This is a genomic window from Photorhabdus thracensis (assembly GCF_001010285.1).
Taxonomy (GTDB): domain Bacteria; phylum Pseudomonadota; class Gammaproteobacteria; order Enterobacterales; family Enterobacteriaceae; genus Photorhabdus; species Photorhabdus temperata.
The window spans coordinates 2624250-2645350 of the sequence record NZ_CP011104.1 but is presented as its reverse complement, the minus strand read 5'-3'; the positions used below and the strand labels follow the sequence as shown (position 1 = coordinate 2645350).

At 45.5% G+C, this 21101-nt stretch carries 15 protein-coding genes; 4 read left to right on the top strand and 11 right to left on the bottom strand.

Translation table 11 applies throughout. The features are described from left to right. Positions 1-111: 111 nt before the first annotated feature. A protein-coding gene (locus VY86_RS11385) for an IS1182 family transposase (protein WP_158019895.1) occupies positions 112-1505 on the bottom strand; the annotation gives its coding sequence in 2 pieces (ribosomal slippage) (positions 112-938 and positions 938-1505; 1395 coding nt in all). A gap of 358 nt (positions 1506-1863) precedes the next feature. On the opposite strand from VY86_RS11385, the gene VY86_RS24725 reads away from it, so the two are divergent. Together VY86_RS24725 and VY86_RS11380 are read left to right on the top strand one after the other, a co-directional pair. Continuing rightward, entirely contained in the window at positions 1864-2034 is a 171-nt protein-coding gene (locus tag VY86_RS24725) for a hypothetical protein (protein ID WP_158019945.1), read from the top strand. Between the two features lie 52 nt (positions 2035-2086). Further along, positions 2087-2821: a hypothetical protein gene (locus tag VY86_RS11380; RefSeq protein WP_052760822.1), complete on the top strand. Its 735-nt coding sequence runs from the start codon at positions 2087-2089 to the stop codon at positions 2819-2821. A gap of 838 nt (positions 2822-3659) precedes the next feature. Here the strand turns inward: VY86_RS11380 and VY86_RS11375 are convergent. The 10 genes from VY86_RS11375 to VY86_RS11330 form a co-directional block, all read right to left on the bottom strand. Then, positions 3660-4649: a type VI secretion system-associated FHA domain protein gene (locus VY86_RS11375; protein WP_046975031.1), complete on the bottom strand. Its 990-nt coding sequence runs from the start codon at positions 4647-4649 to the stop codon at positions 3660-3662. 139 nt (positions 4650-4788) lie between these two features. Beyond that, positions 4789-5310: an Hcp family type VI secretion system effector gene (locus tag VY86_RS11370; RefSeq protein ID WP_046975030.1), complete on the bottom strand. Its 522-nt coding sequence runs from the start codon at positions 5308-5310 to the stop codon at positions 4789-4791. Between the two features lie 35 nt (positions 5311-5345). Continuing rightward, positions 5346-6854, bottom strand: coding sequence for a type VI secretion system contractile sheath large subunit (gene tssC / locus VY86_RS11365; protein ID WP_046975029.1), 1509 nt, complete (start codon positions 6852-6854; stop codon positions 5346-5348). Further along, on the bottom strand, positions 6841-7398 hold the full coding sequence (tssB, locus tag VY86_RS11360; protein WP_046975028.1) for a type VI secretion system contractile sheath small subunit: 558 nt from the start codon (positions 7396-7398) through the stop codon (positions 6841-6843). The genes tssC and tssB overlap by 14 nt, the downstream gene beginning before the upstream one ends. 100 nt (positions 7399-7498) lie before the next feature. Further along, entirely contained in the window at positions 7499-8503 is a 1005-nt protein-coding gene (gene tssA / locus VY86_RS11355; protein WP_046975027.1) for a type VI secretion system protein TssA, read from the bottom strand. Positions 8504-8514: 11 nt separating this feature from the next. After that, a complete protein-coding gene (tssM, locus tag VY86_RS11350; protein WP_046975026.1) occupies positions 8515-12075 on the bottom strand; it encodes a type VI secretion system membrane subunit TssM in 3561 nt (1186 codons plus the stop codon). Between the two features lie 16 nt (positions 12076-12091). Continuing rightward, complete coding sequence (icmH, locus tag VY86_RS11345; protein ID WP_046975025.1) at positions 12092-13255, bottom strand: type IVB secretion system protein IcmH/DotU; 1164 nt, start codon at positions 13253-13255, stop codon at positions 12092-12094. Further along, complete coding sequence (gene tssK / locus VY86_RS11340) at positions 13252-14601, bottom strand: type VI secretion system baseplate subunit TssK (RefSeq protein WP_046975024.1); 1350 nt, start codon at positions 14599-14601, stop codon at positions 13252-13254. The genes icmH and tssK overlap by 4 nt, the downstream gene beginning before the upstream one ends. Positions 14602-14626: 25 nt before the next feature. Continuing rightward, positions 14627-15154, bottom strand: coding sequence for a type VI secretion system lipoprotein TssJ (tssJ, locus tag VY86_RS11335; protein WP_046975023.1), 528 nt, complete (start codon positions 15152-15154; stop codon positions 14627-14629). A gap of 13 nt (positions 15155-15167) precedes the next feature. Then, positions 15168-15560, bottom strand: coding sequence for a DUF4150 domain-containing protein (locus tag VY86_RS11330; RefSeq protein ID WP_036844572.1), 393 nt, complete (start codon positions 15558-15560; stop codon positions 15168-15170). A gap of 322 nt (positions 15561-15882) precedes the next feature. Between VY86_RS11330 and VY86_RS26195 the strand changes: the two genes are divergently transcribed. Together VY86_RS26195 and VY86_RS11320 are read left to right on the top strand one after the other, a co-directional pair. Continuing rightward, a complete protein-coding gene (locus VY86_RS26195) occupies positions 15883-17874 on the top strand; it encodes an inverse autotransporter beta domain-containing protein (RefSeq protein WP_052760821.1) in 1992 nt (663 codons plus the stop codon). Between the two features lie 425 nt (positions 17875-18299). Next, positions 18300-21101: a two component system sensor kinase gene (locus VY86_RS11320; RefSeq protein WP_046975022.1), complete on the top strand. Its 2802-nt coding sequence runs from the start codon at positions 18300-18302 to the stop codon at positions 21099-21101.

Below are 21101 nucleotides of genomic sequence, written 5' to 3'. Positions count from 1 at the left end.
TATCAGACCGCTGACAAACCTCGTTGAAAATAACGGGATTTGTTCCTTTCATTGTGAATCATAATGCCATCCATTTTCCTCATTAAGCCAATTTAATCGCCCGACAAGGCGTTATTTTCGCTTCTCCTGCAATGAAATGCTCGCTCTCCAGAGATAAAAACAACAAAGCATTGCGACCAGCAAGGCTATCTTCTTGATATTTTGGGCTGTGGCTGCCAAAAGACACTGTATTTGCACTTTTTGCAACCCACGGAAACGGGCATAGCGGTGCCCGTGATGTTGCTTCGCATCTGCAAAACTACGCTCTATCGTCTCCTTTCGCCGCTTGTAGGTTTTTTTACCCCACTCCGTTAGCCGGTTTTCCCTGGCCTGCTCTTTACTGTCCTCCCAGACATGACGGGTTATCTTTTTGCCCCCTTTGGCCTGCGTACAGGACGCGCGTTTCGGGCAATACTGGCAGATATTCGCCGCGGCCTGATAATGCCGGTATCCCTCTCGGCTGGTTGTTTTATAAATCAACTTTTCGCCCTGAGGGCACACATAGCAGTCCTCCTGCTTGTCATAGGTAAAATGTTTTTTCTGGAAGACGTTCGACCCCTTATTCGGACGGCGGTAACCGATTATCGGCATGACACCTAACTGTTCCGTTAAGTAACAAACCGGGGCCGTAAAATAGCCCGCATCCAACCCAACCGCGAGGGGGTTGAGGGCAAAACGCTCTAACTGACGCGTCAAACGCTTGATAAAAGGCTGGCTGTCGTGGACATTACCCGGTGTGGCGTAGGTATCGGTGATAATACCGACTTGCCCATCCACGGTACGGTGGTCAAGGTAAAAGAACCCTCTGGGTTTGTTGGTCCGGTGCATAAACCCGCTTTCCGGATCGACGGTACTGACCTTCGTCTTTCTCTGCCGTTCCTTTAGGGCTGGCTTCAGGCTTTTTTTCCAGCTGCCGCCCGGTCTTGAGTGACGGCTTTATCCAGTGCGTCAACATAGGCGCCGGGGGGAACCGACCGCATGACATTCTCCGATTTATGCGGATTGGCACTGGCTTTCAGGTGGGTGCTGTCGGTATAGAGTACGCGTCCACCCACGAATCCTTTGGCCATCGCCTGTTCAACAATGTGGTCAAAAATCTGCTGGAAGACCGCGGTATGATTGAAACGGCGGCGGCGGTTCTGACTCAGGGTTGAGGCATCAGGGACCTTCTCTGTCAGTCCGAGGCGCAGAAACCAGCGGTAAGCCACATTAACCTGAATTTCCTGAACCAGACGGCGTTCACTGGGGACGCCAAACAAGTAGCCGAGTAACATCATTTTAATCAGCATGACCGGGTCGATAGCAGGACGGCCATTATTGTGGCAATACAACGGGGCGACTAATTCGCGGATAAATTCGAAATCAATGGCGGCATCGACTTGACGGACCAAATGATTTTTAGGCACCAGCTCGTCAAGCGAGAGCGTTTCTGGCGGGAAAGTCTGGAGAGGGGGTGTTCTTAACATGGCGGCAAGCTCCGTTGAGTGAACGGAACTTAATTAAAACAAAATGCCGGATAAAAAACCAGCACTTTGTCAATAATCTGAAACAGCCCAAAGGGCTGTCAGTGATCTGTCATTTTGGCTTGTAGACACCGTGATAATGTGATTTTATTAGGAATACACTGATTTTGTATTAGCTGATACGCTAGGGCATAGCGGTTATGTAAAGAGTTCCCTTGCAGTAACATCTGTCAGCGCAGGTATTGCAACGAAAGCTATTAGCGGTTGCTAATAGGGGCCATAAGAAGCCCCCACTAGAGTCACTTGTGACTGAGTGGGGGGAGCAATTAAGTAATCATTTTCCATTTTTAGGTGGTGTTGTATGAAATCTCAATCAGCACGTGACATTAAGCAAGTTCAACATAAAATTTACGGTGACTACCTGCGTCAGATTGAATCCGGTGAACGTGAATCGGTGCAATTCATACCTAAATCTGATTTTGGTCAGTTACAACACTCAACCAAGATGAAAAAGCAATTTGGTTTTGCTTAATATTTCAATTTAAGACAAGATGAACCATCTTAATTTTAAGGTGAGTTTATTTATGTCTCATATAGAGCCTCTTGATCAGTTGTACTTGCTTAACCGAGAATTAATGGAACATGCAGATAATTTTACTGCGCCAGTCATAACGATTGGTGGGCAAGCGGTACATTATTGGGTTACATGGTATTATAATAACTATAGTGCCAAACCCCTAAGTGAATACGTAACCTCAAATGATGTGGATTTTTCTGCACGTAAAATAGATATAGAGGCTATAGCTAAAGCTCTAAATGTTTCTATTCAACATAATGAAAATAATCCACCGCCATCAATAGCTATATTTGCACTTAAAGATAAAGATACAGGGAAGATAAAAGAATATAAAAATAGATTATTTGTGAATAAGCAGATTTATAATGAAAAACACATTGAAATGCCAAATGTTGTTGATATTATCGATTGGCCTGCCGGTTTTGAACTTAATGACTTTCAAACAAATAAGTTAGCTTTAAATACTGAAATATTTTATATTCCTATAATAGGTATGAAATATACGCCTCATTATAATGTTCGAATACTTAATCCAATAGCTTGTATGAAATCCAGATTTTTTAATATATATTCAAAGGTGAAAATGGATGTAATGCAAGAGGTTGAGAGAATAAATATGCTTTGCGTTCCTGTATTGATTTTCTTATATGAGAAATTTGATAAATGTGATTTTAGAGAAGCGAAGAAATATTTCTCTAAATTCTTAGAAATTGTAGAGAATACACATTATAAACGATTCTAAATAACATTTCATAATTTTGCTACACATGGCCTTCTTCAACCCATTGTTATATATAGAATTATGAGTAGTATAAGATGTAGCGCTATTTTGGAATCTTATTTAGGTTGAATATAATATTAGGCTAGACAAGGTGTTAGATGAGCTTTATAACGTATTATTAGAAAATTATAATGATTTTTGTTTGCCCGATATGTTCATGAAAAATGAATTTCCATCAGTAATTAAAAGGATAAATGAAAAAATTAACAGAAAAAAATCTCAGATTCGAGCAGAGAGTATTTTGAAGAAGGAAAATATATAATAATATGTGAATCTACCTGAGATTAGCTGCTATAAAGAATGAGTTAAAAGGTTTTCTTAATGTTAGAAATAGAGTTTTTCATCATGAGCCAATCTGGAAAGGTAAAAACCAAAAGACCAGAATTAATACAGCAGTAGAAAATATTATTAGGAACTATAATAGTATTTTTAAGATATTGACCAGCGGGAGCATTTATTGGAACACTTCTAGGATCAGCAACATCGTGGACGGGCTGAGGAACCAAGGGGAAACCGTGGACGATGACACCCTGGCACAAGGTGAGATGACCGTTAAAGTTATAGCTTATGTTATATAATATAATTCATAGCTTATATTTTCAACCCTTTTGCCACTTTTCACCGATCTCCGTGCTTTGCTTCGCATTCTTTACTACTCAGATCACTGTTCTTTCCGAAACACCTGTGAGTCTGGCCGTATCTCTATTGTGTAGATACCTAATGCCTCAAGGACGATGTTTCTCGGAGGCTGACTGATGATAGTGGCATCATTAATAGAACAAAATTATCGCCCGTTTTATTAATCATCGCTGCTGTCGAAAGCAGTATTCAGTTTCTGTTGGTAAACGCTAAGGAAAAAAGCGTTGAATAACGTTGGCGATTGTTGACGTATCTCTTCGGCGGTTTGCTGATAGCGGTCAGTAAAGTTATCCCATAACTTTGCTTTACGGTGTTGCGCGCCATTCATGTGCCAGAAATATGCCGCAGGAACACTGTTTTCGTCATAGGATGGGTTAAAGCGATTAATGATGGCGTTAAGACAATAAAAAAGTGCTTCTTTCATTGCCTGCTCATGCCCGTCCGGTATTTGATATGTCTGTGGTACAGTCATGTCGTTGGCTGTCGCTGTTGGCGGATTTTTCCGGAATAAACATAACGGATCAAGTTGTTTTACTTGCTCTTCCCATAACTGTAGCGGTGTGACAGAAAGGCGAGGGGGTTGTTGAAACAGGGGATGACTGCCGGCACTATGATGTTGGGCCGTAAAAAGTTGTATTGGATCGATGGAGCGTGTAGTGAGCTGATCAAGGGATAGTGGGGGTTCTGTCCCTTGTTCCGGCAATATAAAATCTGCCGGAGAAAGTTGATTGCGCGCCTCTGAATTTTTTTCTGTGGGCACTGTTTCATTTAATTCGTCCCATAGCGCCCCGGAAAAATTGGTTGTCGTTTCCTGTTCGGCAAAATGATCTTTTGTTGTCTCTATTTCATTCACGGTCAGATGGTAGTCGCCAATCTGGAGTTCATTATTTTCTTGCAGAGATGTGGTTTCTCCACGCGCTAATGGAATATTGTTAATCATCATGAAAGCAGTTCCAATATTAGTAATAGTGCAGGCACCTTGGGTAGAAATATGTACACTGGCTTGTAATGCCGAAATACAACCGTTCGGATCTGGCAACACCAAATGATTATTTTCGCTGGTACCGATAGTTCCACCCGGAGGATAGAAAATATGACGACTATTTTCTATCCCCTTATCTGATGGAATATTAACAAAGGTTATTTTCATAACAACGTCGCTTATTATCTTGAGTAATCACTTAACCTTCCGCCACAAAAAAGTATGCAGTATCCTAACGGACACGAACATATCGTATTCCGGGCGAGAGGTTATTTTTTTACTGACTTAGTTGTCAGTGAGTGTTTTATTATTTACTGATGTTCTTTTGTGTATCCCAATTAAATTCCACCTCAGCGCCACTTTTTCCTTCATTATCCTGTTCTTTATAAACGACTTTGGCAATATTCGGTGAGAAGCTGTATTTCACACCGATAGTGCCGGGCATAATGGCAGCCGAACCTTCTGTCAGGTGCGGAATATCGCGGTTAAAGTCAACCAGTTCGATGTTGTCAAGTAATGCACTGCCCAACGTAATGGTAGTGAACTCTTGTTGCTCGCCTCCGGCTTTGCGCATGGTTAATTTCACTTCAGGAAGATGCGCCCCCTGCGCTAATTTCTGCATTAACGTTGGCATTGCCTTATCCATACGGGCATAGACCACCAGAGAATGAACTTTAGCGCGTCCACTTCCGCCGCCGCCGCCGCTACCGGTTTCTACCGGCTGTGACAGTTTCCATTCAAAGGTATGCACATCAATGCCGTTGGGGTGATTGCTATCTTTACATTCACCAGAGATATCTTTGATATCCAAATAGATGCTGTTGTTCATAATCGTATTCCTTATTTATTCAGTGATTTGCAGAATTAACCACCACTCTGTTTTAAGGAGGGCAGTTTTGATACCAACCGCAGGGAAACCGTCAATCCCTCCAGTTGATAATGGGGACGCAGGAAAAATTTGGCCTGATAGTAGCCGGGATTATCTTCCTGTTCGTTGACTTGTACTTCGGCAGCTGCCAGCGGTTTGCGCGCTTTGGTCTGTTGTGAGGAGTTGGCGGGATCGCCATCAACATAGTTGATGATCCATTTATTCAGCCAGCGTTCAATATCATCGCGGCTCTGGAATGAACCCACTTTGTCACGCACGATACATTTCAGATAATGCGCAAATCGGCAGCAGGCAAACAGATAAGGTAAGCGAGCCGCCAGATTAGCGTTTGCCGTGGCATCAGCATCCATATATTCCGCCGGTTTTTGCAGTGATTGAGCGCCAATAAACGCGGCAAAATCAGAATTTTTGCGGTAAACCAACGGGATAAAGCCGTTTTTTGCTAATTCTGCTTCACGGCGGTCACTGATGGCAATCTCTGTCGGACATTTGATATCTAAACCGCCATCATCGGTCGGGAAGGTGTGACATATCAGTTTATCTACCGCTCCGCCTGATTCGACGCCGCGGATGGAGGCGCACCAACCATATTCTTTAAAAGAACGGTTAATATTCACCGCCATCGCATAGGCTGCGTTGCTCCACACATAATTACTGTGCGTGGCTCCTGCGGTTTTTTCTTCAAAATCGAATCCTTCAACCGGATTAGTGCTGATACCGTAAGGTAAGCGAGCCAAAAAACGCGGCATAACCAAACCAATGTAACGGGCATCTTCTGATTCACGCAGGCTACGCCAGGAGGCGTATTCGGTATTAAGAAAGATTTTGCTCAGATCGCGCGGATTTGCCAATTCCTGCCAGGTTTCCATCTGCATAACTCCAGGCGAGGCGCTACTGATAAAAGGGCAGTGGGCGGCGGCGGCGATACGGGCCATTTCTCCCAACATTTCGATATCTTGCGGATTGTGGTCGAAATAGTAATCACCCACCAGACATCCGAGCGGCTCTCCACCGAATTGACCATACTCTTCTTCATAAATCCGCTTGAAAATCGGGCTCTGATCCCAAGCGGTTCCTTTATAGCGTTTCAGTGTGCGTCCCAATTCTTTCTTTTCAACGCTCATAATCCGTATTTTCAGCATTTCGCTGGTTTCGGTATTGCTCACCAGATAGAGCAGACCACGCCATGCGCCCTCCAGCGCTTGAAAATCAGGATGATGGAGAATTTCATTGATCTGCTGAGAGAGTTTGTTGTCAATGGCGGCAATCAGCGCCTGAATGGTGCTGAAAGTGTCGCTCGATAAGGTCAGGCTGTTTTCCAAAGCCTGATGTGCCAAGGTTTTCACCGCGTTTTCCACGGCGAGACGTGCCTGATCTGTTTTAGGGCGAAACTCTTTCCTGAGCAGAGCACTGAGTTCACCTTGATTGTAGCCGGTAGCCTGAGTTTGAGTTTCACTGGCAGCATGGATTTCAGATTGGCTCATTAGCGCCTCCTTGATCTTGTTCTGCGATTGGAACGGGGGATTCCGCATCATTCAGTGGTGCGGTACTGAGCGATTTCAGCAATTCAGGATTTTGCAGGATAGAGGCGATCAGCTCTTCGGCCCCGCTTTTACCATCCATATAGGACAACAGGTTGGCGAGTTGAGTACGTGCTTCCAGGAGTTGATGAAGGGGTTCTACCTGACGTGCTATCGCATCTGGCAGAAAATCATCCATCGTGTTGAACGTGAGGGCAACCTGGATCTTGCCTTCACCGCTCAGGGTGTTGTCCACCGGAAAGGCGACGTTTGGGTGCAGTGATTTCATGCGGTCATCGAAATTATCAACATCAATGTCGAGGAATTTTCGCTGACTGAGCGGAGGAAGTTGATCGGCAGATTTTCCGGCTAAATCCGACATAACCCCCATGACGAAAGGCAGTTGAACTTTACGTTCGTCACCGTATAGTTCGACATCGTATTCAATTTGTACTCGTGGAGCACGGTTACGGGCGATGAATTTTTGCCCGCTGTTTGATCCTGACATAGTATTCTCCATCGGCAAAATCAGTGGTTATGGGTAATTGACGGAATAACAACCGTTTTTCTGGTGTATTACCTTCATTCTGTGGTGTTCTCCACCTTCGTTATGTGTGATTTTTTCGGCCAAAAAAATGTTCAAGTTGATCGATGGCCTCTGGCGCAAGGTTGCGCATAATGCTCATAAAATCCTGACTGATCAGGGGTTGTATCCGCTCGATCATCAGTGGTGCCGGATGACTGGATTCATGTAATAGAAAGTACTGTCGCACGGCTTCCAGTGCTTGTTGAGCCTGTTCACGATTCTGGATGCCGGATGTCTGCCAGCCATTGGATACCTTTTGTGGATGCGCATTATCTGGCAAGGGATATTCAGAATCTGCTATAGCTTCAATCGCATTGGATTCAGGGGAGAGAAGTTGTGTCAGATGATGAAGTGTCACCATCTGACGGCGCATATCTGGTAGCCCGCTATCGCCGAGATGACCGCGTAGTGTGTTAAACAGGCATTGAAGGGTATTGGCTATTTGTGGGATCAGTTTTATGACGGGGGCTTCACTTTGCCGTAATTCAGCGATCAGAAGCTCGATCCTTCCGGGAAATGGGTTCTCCTCCCCATTACTACCATCCAGACATTTCATCACATCCGCCACCGTAAGAGTGATGCCGTTTAGGCGGGCAAATTCGCAAAGACGTACCTGTTTAGCCAATGCGAAACCATCACTTAGCCCCTGTAATGCATTGATACGCATCAGTGGGTCTGGCTCACCATCTAGTTCTGCGGCAGGCCACAAGGTTTCCCAATAATGTGCGATTGTTTGTTCCAATAACATCAGACCCTGGGCATATCCTCTCAGACCATATTGGTGGCACCAGGCTTGCATTAGCAGGATGATAATGTGCAGATCTTTGCTGCGAGCCAGCAAAGCCAAGGCGCTTTTTTCTATCTGGCACCAGTCAGGTTCCTGTGTTGGAAAGATAAAGTCGCCGAATTGCTGTTCAGCTTTTTCTTGAGCGAGTTGAATCAGGTGGATGAATTCAGCACTGTATTCCAGGTCTTCGCCACTGGGATGTTCCTGGCTGACCGGGTGAAGTAAAGATGCGATATCCATTAAGGTTCTCCTTATGGTTTGATACAGGTAAATTCCGGTATGACAAACGGGTTGTGTATGCTGTCGGGGGTGAGTGTCAATGTGGCTTGATGCCCTGCCAGATTGAAGGTGATCCGGTAATGCATGCTGTCTTCCCGAACCCACTTTCCGGCGTCAATTAGCCTGTTTAATGCCCAGGGGCCCGAGGCTTCCAGTGATTTGGTTTTGCCATTCGCCAGCAGCATCGTGAGTTTGGCTGTACCAGTGTTGTTACTGCCGGGCCAGGTGAAGTACCAGGGTGTCAGGGGACCGTGGCTGTAGCTGACACGCTGATCGTTAAGCGTTAACGACAGGGTAAGAATATCGTTATCCATTTGCAGCGGTTGCAAGGTAAGCGAGAATGAGGGCTGTGAAGAGGCAGTACTAAAAAATGCATCACGGATAAATTGCGCCTGCCGGAATGTTTTCAGCAGTGATTGATCTTCCTGTTTGGTGCTGCCCAGTGCCCAGGGGAAAAAGCGCCATTCATCACCCTGAGTGTTGACTTTATCCGCCAGATATTGATTAAAAAAGCGATCCATCAACCCTTGATTCGGCGCAAACATATGCGCCATATCATCAGGTGCAATATCACGTTTGCTGTAGTGGGACAGTGGATAACGTCCGGCAATTGCTTCACGGCAGAAGTCACTGAGTTGTGCTCCGGCGAGTTGGTGTATGCGTGAAACAGCCTGTTGTTGTGTATCGCCTTTTGCACCCTGCGTCATATCCATGATCATGCTGCGGAACGGCACCGGCAGGCGACCGGCGTCAGCCTGTAACTGTGTCAGTATGGTGTCGGAGGAGGAGGCGGTGCTTTCGCCATTTTCCTGTAAAGCGGTGAGGTAGCGATACAGATCACCCAGTTTTTTGAATAGATCGTCAAAGGCAATAGTATCGCTATGATCGCCCTGTGGACGAGCCAGATCAAGCAGGTCGCGGTAGTGGTTTCTGACAATCTGTTCTGGTGAAGGCAGTGCAGGGGGAGGGCTGACAGCCGGAAACAGGTTTTGCAGTTTACGGGTTGCTTCATCATTCAATTGCTGGCCCAGTTGTGCGAGTTTGCCGTTATCTTCCGGTGGAGAGAGTGCGACAACGTGGCTGGTATTGATCAGCAGATTGCGCAAAGGGGAATGGACACCGGAGAGAATACGGACATTATTGATACGCTGGTTCAGACTATTGGCTGGAATTAGGGCGATATCATTGAGAAATGTATCCCATTCCAACATAAAATCACTTATATAAAACTGGCGCACCTGGTAAGTCGCATCCGGTTTTTCCTGTACCTGTGACGGAATATTGAGGACCCAGCGATCAGTGTCATGCAGTGCTTTTACCGTATCATCTAGTTGTGCAATCAGGCCGTGCCAGTATCCGTCTGGTGTAAAGAAGCCGGGGATTGCTGCGGTATCCGGCAGGGCACTTTTTCGTTTTAGCACCAACTCAGCCTGAGAACCGGCCAAATCAATCAGATTGACGGATTTAAAACGTCCGTTATTGATCAGTCTTTTTTTGATGCTGGTATAAACCCTCTGGGAAAATGTGGAGCGCATGATATTTTTTATCGCCTCCTGTATCAGTTGTTGATCTTTGTGCTGAGACCCGACAGGCTGCTTCTGATTCAGTAATTGATAAAGATGTCCCTGGAGTGCTTTGCGCTGTGTCTCATCTAACTTTTCACCACCGGGGATATGAGATAGGTCCAGCATCAGCCAGGCAGTAAGGAATTTGCCGTCGTAATGTTGTGGCTGAAATAGCATCTGGTAGGCTTTCAGCGCCTCGTAGGTTGATTCGTTGCTATCGCCATCGGTTTGCTGGCGCAAAATACTCTCGACTTGCTGTGTCACCAGCGGCAGTAATAAATTCTTTAACGCATGCTGATAAACCGGATAGCTTGTGCTGCTCAGTTGAGGACCTCGATACAGCCCCATACCATAAACCAGTGAGGGGCTACCCGAATCAATTTGGTGATTTGTGGTGAGTGACTGTAGTTGTGTCAAATATTGGATCAAGTGGGGTAGATCACGGGTTGATGGTTGGTTCAGTGCCTGTCCCTGCCGTTCCAGCACTGGGAGCCGGGTCGTAATTTGTGCCAGATAGTCGTTATTATTGTGATAACTGGTCAGTAACAGTATGCAGATCACGGCCATTAAAGAGAGTAATAAACTACATCCTATCAACAGGGCAAAGCGTTGGCGTAATGCATATATGCGGTTGATACCGGCCAGCCCGCTTTCAGCTAAAATGATTTTTTGAAATAACTCTCTCAGGAAGTAACTGCGGGCAGTGCGGCTGGTTACTTTGCTATCGCTGTTGCTTACAGAAGAGAGCGCATAACTGTAGTCAAACAGATTATTCTGTATAACGCCGTTGTTGTGCCATGATTCCCCCTGTTTTTGATTGGCGCTGGTGAAATAGAGGCCGTGTGGTAACCACGGCCGATCAAAGCCCGAGGTGGAGAAAATAATACTCAAATAGCGCATCAGCACCGGACGCAGGGTTGCAAATGCCTGCGGGAAGGCGAAGCTTTGTTCTCGCTGAATGATATCTTGCTGAGTGAATAAAGTCTCCGCCAGTGCGGCATCCAGACGCTGTTGCAGGTGGTTGTACTGCTCATCCAGCATCTGTTGTAAATCAGTATGGGAATGCAGCTCCTGTTGCCAGGGGAAGGTAAAGCCCCAGACCTGATCCAGTTCTTCGCCGTAAAAATGGCTGAAATAGCTGCTAAATCCTGGCAGGAGATCGGTTTTGGTGATCATCACGTAGATGGGAAAGTCAATTTTCAGTTGCAAACGCAGGTCCATCAGTCGCTTACGCAGCAGTAAAGCCTGATGGTATTGTGCGTCATTATCCTGTTGCAGTAGATCCTGCACACTGATTGCCAGAATAACGGCGTTGATTGGCTGGCGTGGACGATAACGTTTTAACAGTTTCAATAAAATCTGCCACAGCGGATTACCTTCTTTAAGGTATTCTCCGGCGGGGCTAAGGATGACGCTCTGAAAAGTGAAATACCATGAGCAGTGTGATTCGGCACTGGTTTCAGGAAAAGCAAACTGACTAGGGTAGGTTGTGTGGTAGAAATCTAATCCTGAGTTCAGCAAGGCTTTGTCTTTGCCGCATCCTTGGGTACCCAGAACCAGATACCAAGGCAGATGATAGAGATAGAGTTTGCCCAGATGTGTGGTTAGCCGTTCACCATTCAGACGCAGTCCGTGTTTAATCAAGGATGCTGCCTGTTTAAAGCTGTCTGTGAGGGACTGAGCGGCACTACGGGTTGTTGGTGTGACGACATTGCTGACATGGTGTAAGCGGCGGCGTAAACGACCATTTACCCAAGCCTGATACAGAAAAGGTAACAGCCGTAGTAACAACCACAGCGAAATTAGCGTGGTGATGGCGATTTGGCGCTGTGTTTCTGTCATCAGTGGATGCAGATCGCCGATGGCGATAAATGGTCCCATGATCCAGATAAGCAGACACAATGCGGCAACAATGAGTGCCCCCCAAAACAGGCGACTGGTGATGATGGCGATAAATGCTTTCAACATTTTCTTTCTCTCCTGCCTACTGATCTGAATTATCTGGCGCGGTGTTGAACATAATTTCAATACGACGATTCAAGGCTCGATTTTTGGCGTTGGTGTTGGGGACTAAAGGGGCTTCTGCGCCGGCACTTTCAACCTGTAGCCGTTGTGGTTGGAGTAAGCCGGCTCGTAGCGGTTGTGCTACGGTTTCTGCTCGTGCCAGTGACAAGGCATAGTTGGAGGAGTAGGCATGTGTATGAATCGGCAAGTTGTCACTGTGCCCGCGTACGATGATCTTCCCGGTAGTCAGGTTCAGTTGTTTGGCAAGATCTTGGAGAGGTGCCTGATAACGCGGATTCAGTGTAGCTGATGCAGAAGCAAACAAGCTACCGCTCTGTAGGGTAACACTGACATGATCCGCGTTTTGGCTGATGGTGATGTCTTGCTGTTCTATCGCGGGTTGCAGCACTTGCCGTAAATGCGCAACAGAAAAGCGTTCAGCCAGTATGGTGGCCTCTGGCAATGGCAAATCGTATATGGATGTCAACACCGGTTCTGTCTGCTGATTAAGCCGGGTGTTCAGGCCGATGTAGAGCAGACCGGTCATCAATGTGCCAGATAGCGTGAAAAACACCAGAAAACGGGATAGCCGTGATGGTTGATGAGTATTGATTGCGGGAGGAGGAAGCGTGCTCAATGCAGCAGGATACTCTCCTCTTACCTGACGCAGGCGTATTGCCAGACGTTGGATCAGGGTTTCCAGTTGAGCGAGACCGTTGTCAATCAGGCGGTAGCGTCCACCAAATCCCAGAAGCAGACAGAAATAGAACAGTTCGAGCAGATCGATATGTTTACTGGGTTGTTGCAACAACATATCCAGTAACTTGAAAAATTTTTCGCCGCCGCTGCTCTCTTTGTGGAATGTAATCAGCAGGCCATTACCTGACCATATGCTATTGTCTCCCCAGGAAGTCAATGCGACCGCTTCGTCCAGAGAAGTACACAGACAATAACGGGCGCCGAGGACAGTTTCATAACTGAATCCCGCTTGTTGGCACTGTTTCTCAAAGCGATATATTTCTCCGATCAATTGTTGACGTAACTGACCAGAGTCTTCCGGTTTGGCTGTATGACGAATATGTGGCATGGCGTTTAACAGAGGATAAGCCACCTGCACTAAAGCATTACGATAGTCACGATTCATAGACTGATATCCTCATCATCAGGCAGGCGTTTGAGTGCCCAAAATGCCATTTTCAGACCAGGAAATTCACCAGCGACGTAAAAAGCAAATACCCCGGATTTTTCCAGCGACTGTTCAGTTTTATCGTCGAATTCCAATTTGAAGTAGCAGTACCCATTCTGATAGGGAAGTTGTCTGGGGATTTGTACCAAGTGGCGTAAAGCGATACCCGGCAACTGCAAACGCACCAGATCGCGTATGCAGTCGGCTGACGCGATTTTAATTTGGGCCGGAAAGTGAGCTATAAAAGTGTCATGCACCATCTCTGACTTCACAACCAGAATAAAGTGGTAATCATTCAGGCTCATTTGTTCCGGCAATGGTGCTACGCTTAATCCCGGCAGACGTTTGGTCAGGGGCAGTGATATAACATGCTCTTCCAACACAATGGACAAGCTGCGTTGCAGTAAAATACAGAGGCGGGTGAAACAACCGCCAATATCCAGATGATTGTAGCGGGGTAACTCTCCTTCCAGTGTATAGGGTGCTTGAAAGGCGCTCATTTCCAGTGCGTAGCCGATCCAGATGAGAAAAAGCGTTTCCGGTGCCTGTTGAGGTAGATGTATGATGTGTTGAAGTTGAGCACTGAAACGGTTTAATAGCGCCAGCCGTAACAAATCACAGGTATTGGCGCCGTTACATTGCAGATGACGGCTGAGTTGTTGGCTACGTTGCAGTAACAGGCCGTAAAGATCATGAGTTATGCTTTGTAATAACGGGTTTGCCCAACAGTTAAGTAACGGCGGAATATATCCGGTATCCAGCATGACGGCGCCATCCTGATTTTTTTCTAAAATCCGCACTACTCCCATAGCAACCCATTCGCCGTTGAGTTCATTTTCTGGTAGCAGACGCAGGCGTAATCTGCCGCAATGCAGGGTGGTACTGTCAAGGGCCAAAGAGTTAACGTCGCTAACCTCTTTTTCAAATGCCTGATAACGTGCCAGAGAGTCTGGCGCATCATCGAAACTGACTGATTCGCGCCCGGCCAGATATGCCGGTATAGCCAGAGTGATAATCTGCGAACGCAGTGAAGTGCCGATAGTTAACGCAGGTGGCGCCTCGCCAATTTCAGTGAATTCAAAAGCCGTGCCGTCAGGCATAATACCACTGGCGGCCAGCAGTGAGATTTTTCCCAAAGCAAGTTGACTCTCATCGAGTTTTAATGATGAAAATCCCCAATTGTAGGCTCGTTGCAGGGCTCCCCATTGACGCAGGCGTGCATCCACATATTCATCTGCTTGCTGAAAATGGTGGGGTCGTAAAAACATGCCTTCCATCCAGAGAACTTTGTGTGTATTTTTCATGGGTAGTCTCCTGAGCACGTGTGATTCATTTAGCGGATTCAGATGCCATCTGTAATCCGTGCGAAGTAACGGTAATCAACTGATAAGGCTCAGAGGATGAAAAAGGATTTAAAGCCGATAAATAAGATACGGTTGGAAACGATGATAAAGGAATAACGAACCGCCACTGTTTATCGGTAATATTTTGGTATTCTGCCCAAATGGCAATATATTTTTCTGCTGACGGAGCATTAACCGTAATACTGATATCATTTTTTCCTTTTATTGGTAGTAAGAAGATTGATTTTTGATAAAGTACAGTATTGTCCAGCGCTGAATTAGGCGTTTTTTGTAAAGCCAAGGCGTCTGCCTGATTAAATTTATCCGGATCGTTTAATAGCAATATATTTAATTTTAAAGGAGCGCTATTGTTAATATCCCCTTGAGCCTGAAATTTAATGGTGTAAGGAATATTTTTTTCCACTTTATTTGCAGAACAACTCACAGTCAGAAGTATGCTCAACAGAATAAAAGAGGAAAAATAGTGATTTTTGTCGTGAGGAAAAAACAACATAGAAAGTCCTCCATCACAGGCCCAGCAGGAGTACCTTAAGCTGGCTGGGAATTAAACGCATACCGATCATGTTGGTGCTGTTTTGCAAACTCAGGCTGGTGACGCGTGTTGCAGGAAATCCTTTAATTAAAGTGGTAAATGAGCCGATTAAATGGCGTGAAGGCCCCATTACGGTACCGGAAACAATACCGAGATTAACGCCAAGGTTATCGCCGAAGCTTGAGTTAGTCACTGTTGCCATATTATGTGCTGGCATTCCCATAAACAGCACTTTATAAGTATGAGGCGTTGCCATCAGACCCAGAGTCATATTGGGATAGGGTACGGGTACTGGGATAGGTAAAGGTGTCATACAGACATCTGGAAATGCCAGATCCATACCAAAAAGTTGACAGTTTGCAAACATATCATCACCTACCTAATTAACGTGTTGCTATTTCTGTCAAATAGATTAGCAAAGGAAGAAATATAACCAATAAGGTGTTGACCTTATTTTACTTAGAAAATGATTGCGGATGTGTGAATATTAATGCTGTTGCCTTGTTTATTCTAAAAATAAGGGTTTTGTCTGATTTTAATTAAATTTGTATTTCGGAAGAATTTCAGCAGTCGTAGGAGATAAAATTGGTAATTAATATGTGGATGGAATGGCATTGTCTTTCTCTGTTTAGTGGCATGGCAGTGCCTGGATCTATTTCTAATATAATGATATTTAAATAAAAGCGCTCATGAATAAAAAAATAGGGTATGTATCTGCCATCAGCGTAGCATTGCTATTGGCAAGTTGCTATAAACCCAATAAGAAAAAAGAACTCGTGGTAAATGAAACTCAAGAAGAGAATCTTAATACCATTGGCAGCGAACATAAACGGAAAAAAAGGTGGCTACAGCCTCAGGCTGATGAAAATGTAAAACTGGGAGGCGATATTCCTAAACTGGGTACAGAAAAGGATTCCACCGGGGAAGTGCGTGCTAATTTACCTTTATCTGATGGTGAATTGACCCGTGGTTCAATCGATCTTTTTTATCCATTATATGATGGAGATGAGCGCATCCTGTTTGGTCAGGCAGGCGCTCGTCGCTTTGATGGGCGTAGTATAGTTAACTTGGGGATTGGTCAACGTCATTTTCAAGGAGACTGGGCTATAGGTTACAACACGTTTTACGATGCTCAGATCTCCGGCAATGCTCATCAGCGGCTGGGGATCGGCTTGGAATATTGGCGTGATTACCTGCATTTGGCTGCTAACGGTTATTTTGGCCTGACGGATTGGCACGCATCTTCTGCACTGAATGGTTATGCTGAACGTGTGGCGAATGGCTATGATATCCGTGCTCAGGGCTGGCTTCCTGCTTACCCGCAACTGAGTGGTAAACTGAAATTTGAGCAATATTTCGGTGATGATGTTGCGTTGTTTAATCACCAGAATCGTGATAAGGATCCGCGAGTACTGACAGTGGGGTTGGATTATACGCCTATTCCATTGATTTCATTAGGTGTTGATAGAACTTTTAGCCATAGTGGCAAGGATGACACAAAGGTTGGCTTATCCTTCAATTATCAGCTTGGGGTGCCTTTATCCCAACAGATTGATCCGACGACGGCACCGGTAAGACGCACTTTAGCTGACAATCGTCATCGTCTGGTTGAACGTAACAACAACATTGTGTTGAAGCATCGGGAAAGATCGCAACTGAGCCTGAATTTACCAACAATACTTAGTGGGTTTGGTGGTGAGAGGAAACTGATTAATTTCTCTTTCAACGGAAAATACCGTCTAAAATATATCCAATGGGATGACAGCATATTACGCGCACGGGGCGGTCGGATAGTCCCATTATCGGATAATAGTTACGCAGTACATTTTCCCCGTTATAACAACCAGCAAAGTAACCATCTTACTATTTCAGCTATGGCGTATGATGAACAGGGAAATGTATCAAATAGTAGTGAGATGGTCATATTGATTAATGAGCCGGTTGTGTTGTCTGCGCCTGTAATAGATCCGGCAGAAGATGATGAATTTGAATTAGTTCTGAGAACCGGCGAAGGTGATGAAGAGCCGCCTTTATTGGAGGAAAGGGAAGAACAACCGGAATTGGAACAGGGGCAGTTGGAGCAGGAGAGGCTGGAACGGGAGCGATTGGAACAGGGGCAGTTGGAGCAGGAGAGGTTGGAACGGGAGCGATTGGAACAGGGGCAGTTGGAGCAGGAGAGGCTGGAACGGGAGCGATTGGAACAAGAGCAGCTGGAGTTGGAGAGGCTGGAACGGGAGCGATTGGAGCAGGGGCAGTTGGAGCAGGAACGGCTGGAACAAGAGCGATTGGAACAAGAGCAGTTGGAGCAGGAACGGCTGGAACGAGAGCGCTTGGAACAAGAGCAGTTGGAGCAGGAACGGCTGGAACGAGAGCGATTGGAACAAGAGCAGTTAGAGCAGGAACGGTTGGAACGGGAGCGATTGGAACGTGAACAGCGTCAACCAGTAGGCCCTCCACCGCCGCCGCCATTGCCGCCGCCGCTGCCGAATGGGGGGGCAGTACCGCCATTACGGATAGAACGACGATCGCCAGAGGAAAGAGTAGAAAGGCCTCAAAGGGGAGGAGACTTGATGGAAGAGCTCCGTAGGAAAATTGATGCAAGAAGGGATGCTATTGAACCAGATCCTGATCCCGATCCTGATATTTTTCCTCCTCGTGATGATGCTGAATGGAATGAATAACAAATGACTTTCATAGCAACTCCTGCCAGGCGGTTTGCCCCATCCTGAATAAAAAGTGATAATCCTTTCCTGTAGATCTTGTTTATAGGAAAGGAAACCTCTGTCTTTGGATAATAAGCTGCCAGTGATGAGCAAAACGTTTCGCGGGCAAATATTGATTTTCGTTTGGGTTCTGTTGATGTTAAAGAGGCGTAAAATTGATTTTAGTCACAATTTGATGATGAGATTTTGATAAATTTTATCTGATTGTTATCTGCCGTAAAGCATTTATTATCTTTTGGTGTGTTTTTCTTAAATTATAGAGTGCTGGAAAAAATATAGCCCAATGAGACAGGTTCTAAACCTGCTGTTAATTAACGTGATAGGCGCGGAGTCATTTGGGTTTTTTACAAGAAAATATCTCTGAATAATAAGGAGATTATAAAATGAGAACACGCTCATCATTAGTGATAAAACTCACTATATTTCTATCACTGACGCTGTTTCTTATATGGCTGATTTCTGTCGTAGCGACGGCATTTTTTTCTTTCAAATATGCACACCAACATGTGATGGATGAGTTATCACATCTTGCGACTTTACGGGCAGATTTAAGTAATCATCGCTTTGAGGGCGCAGAGAAAGACGCGCAGGAACTGGCGAGGCGCTATGATGCTTATTATGAAAAGTATGAAAATGATAAAAATATTTCGCCGAATACTGATAGCAAATATCTTCCTATTAATGGCAATATCTGCCAGCCCGATCACGAAATAAGCCAGGATAACTGGTTTATTCAGGCATATGGCGCTGCCGGACAAGCTTATTATCTGGACAGCTTTATTTTTAAGCGATCTCAGGGAATATCTATTTATCCCCCGGAAAAAATCTCAGATGACTATTTTATCAAACGATGTCTTGAGTTGGCGAATTTCCCCATGATCCCCAACCACGATAATATTTATTGGGGACAGCCTGAGCATATTCCCGGTAGTGGGTGGAGTATCTCTGTTGCTGCGAGCGATAAAATAGGCCGGCTGACCGGATATGCTATTAAGTTCAATGATCTATTGTCATATGGACAAGCGGTAACTAATTATGACATCGATCTCTGGCTGGACAGTAATCAGCAATTATTGCCGTTTTTCAAAGGGAAATTACCGCAGGATACAGAACACCATATTTTAGCATTGTTGAAAGATGTCAAGTTGCATGATGGCTGGCAATACATTCCCGGTTATCAGGTATTACGTATCCAGCTTAGAGGTCCTGGCTGGCAGCAATTGGTGCTGTATCCTACTAAAAGTGTATTTGAGGAAGTCATCGATCAAGCGATTATTCAGCTTCCCTTTGCGCTGGTTATTTTATTAATGATAACGCTGACTATATTCTGGATGTTGCACCATTATCTGGCTAAACCGTTATGGCAGTTTGTGGATATTATCGATAAGACAGGGCCACATGCGTTGGATGTTCGTTTACCGGAGAGTCGGCGTGATGAACTGGGTCAAATAGCTAGGGCTTACAATGCGTTACTTGATACCCTGAATCAGCAATATTCCACACTGGAAAACAAGGTAGCAGAACGTACCAAGGCATTAACGGAAGCAAAACAACAGGCAGAGTTAGCTAATAAACGTAAAAGTAGCCATTTGACGACGATCAGCCATGAATTAAGAACACCGCTTAGTGGGACGCTCGGTGCATTGGAATTGCTGAAAACCAGCGAGATGAGCAATGAACAGTTGCAACTTGCAGAGACAGCACATCAGTGTACGTTATCTTTATTGTTTATTATCAATAAATTACTTGATTTTTCGCGCATTGAAGCGGGGCAGGTTGAATTACAGTACGCCACCAGTCAGTTGCTACCCTTGTTGGATCAGTCAATGGCGACGATACAGGGAATGGCGCACAATAAAAAGTTGATGTTAGAAACCTTTGTCGCTGCTGATGTTCCACAGGTATTAGTGCTTGATGCAAGCCGTGTCAGGCAGATTCTGGTGAATCTATTGGGAAATGCCTGCAAATTTACCGATGATGGTGGCATTTGTTTGACTGTTACCCGTTCAGATAACACGTTGATTTTTAATGTTACTGACAGCGGGTGTGGTGTAGCGCGAGAAAATATCGCATTGGTATTTAATCCCTTTTATCAGGTGCAAGAACATGCTCAAGGAACAGGGCTTGGGCTGGCTATTGCGGCTACGCTGGCCAGAATGATGGGAGGCAATCTGGAATTTAACAGCGCCTTTGGTTTAGGCACCAGCGTGGTATTTCAACTGCCGCTGATGGATTTTACTGAGCCGGAGTTGTTGCAGGGAGAGATAGACGCGCCGCTTGTTTTACATCATCAACTAATCGAATGGGGTCTCACCTGTTTACCAGAAAAGCACGCTGGTGAGCTGTCGGCCAATGATTTACTGTTTTTGCCCGGTCGCCTGCGAGATATTGCAGAGCGTCAGTTGTCCGGTACTCCGCCACCGGTTCAGGATAATGTACCGTTACAGCCTTGGCGTATGCGGGTATTACTGGTTGATGATGCGGTGACTAATCGGGATATTATTGGCATGATGCTGACCCGGTTAGGACAAGAAGTGCAGCACGCCCAGGATGGTGCAGAAGCACTATTATTGGGGCAGCGTTACCGTTTTGATCTGGTGCTGATGGATATATTGATGCCGGGACAATGCGATGGTTTGGAAACTACCCGGCTTTGGCGTATTGATCCTGACAATCAGGATTCAGATTGCATGATTGTGGCGCTGACGGCAAATACAGTTGCTGAAGAAAAAGAGCGCGCTGTTCAGGCTGGGATGAATGATTACATATCCAAACCGGTCACCATTAAACAATTGGCTCAGATACTGGAGATGACTGCTGAATATCAGTTGCGGCGTGATATTCACCTGACAGTGCAACAGGAAACGGATAAGCCGTTATTGTCTATGAATGTGCTGCGTATGCAGGAAAAAGTCCGCAGGGAATTATTCACTTTAATCGACGAAGCTGAACAACATATTACTCAACAGGAGGTATTAGAACGGCTCTTACATTCCATGAAGGGAGTGAGTGGGCAGGCGGGGCTTAATTCGTTGTTATGTATGATTGTTGAAATGGAAAACCAAGTACATAACGGTTCACTGCCGCAAAAAAATGAGCTGATGAAACTACGCAAATTGATTAACGCAACACTGTGCTCTGCTGAGGAACACGAGCAGAATGCACCTTTTTCCGCGAGGTCCTAA

Excerpts from the sequence above, each read along its gene's own strand:
- VY86_RS24725 (WP_158019945.1), top strand. The coding sequence starts at position 1,864 with ATGAAATCTCAATCAGCACGTGACATTAAGCAAGTTCAACATAAAATT.
- VY86_RS11380 (WP_052760822.1), top strand. The coding sequence starts at position 2,087 with ATGTCTCATATAGAGCCTCTTGATCAGTTGTACTTGCTTAACCGAGAA.
- VY86_RS11375 (WP_046975031.1), bottom strand. The coding sequence starts at position 4,649 with ATGAAAATAACCTTTGTTAATATTCCATCAGATAAGGGGATAGAAAAT.
- VY86_RS11370 (WP_046975030.1), bottom strand. The coding sequence starts at position 5,310 with ATGAACAACAGCATCTATTTGGATATCAAAGATATCTCTGGTGAATGT.
- tssC (WP_046975029.1), bottom strand. The coding sequence starts at position 6,854 with ATGAGCCAATCTGAAATCCATGCTGCCAGTGAAACTCAAACTCAGGCT.
- tssB (WP_046975028.1), bottom strand. The coding sequence starts at position 7,398 with ATGTCAGGATCAAACAGCGGGCAAAAATTCATCGCCCGTAACCGTGCT.
- tssA (WP_046975027.1), bottom strand. The coding sequence starts at position 8,503 with ATGGATATCGCATCTTTACTTCACCCGGTCAGCCAGGAACATCCCAGT.
- tssM (WP_046975026.1), bottom strand. The coding sequence starts at position 12,075 with ATGTTGAAAGCATTTATCGCCATCATCACCAGTCGCCTGTTTTGGGGG.
- icmH (WP_046975025.1), bottom strand. The coding sequence starts at position 13,255 with ATGAATCGTGACTATCGTAATGCTTTAGTGCAGGTGGCTTATCCTCTG.
- tssK (WP_046975024.1), bottom strand. The coding sequence starts at position 14,601 with ATGAAAAATACACACAAAGTTCTCTGGATGGAAGGCATGTTTTTACGA.
- tssJ (WP_046975023.1), bottom strand. The coding sequence starts at position 15,154 with ATGTTGTTTTTTCCTCACGACAAAAATCACTATTTTTCCTCTTTTATT.
- VY86_RS11330 (WP_036844572.1), bottom strand. The coding sequence starts at position 15,560 with ATGTTTGCAAACTGTCAACTTTTTGGTATGGATCTGGCATTTCCAGAT.
- VY86_RS26195 (WP_052760821.1), top strand. The coding sequence starts at position 15,883 with ATGAATAAAAAAATAGGGTATGTATCTGCCATCAGCGTAGCATTGCTA.
- VY86_RS11320 (WP_046975022.1), top strand. The coding sequence starts at position 18,300 with ATGAGAACACGCTCATCATTAGTGATAAAACTCACTATATTTCTATCA.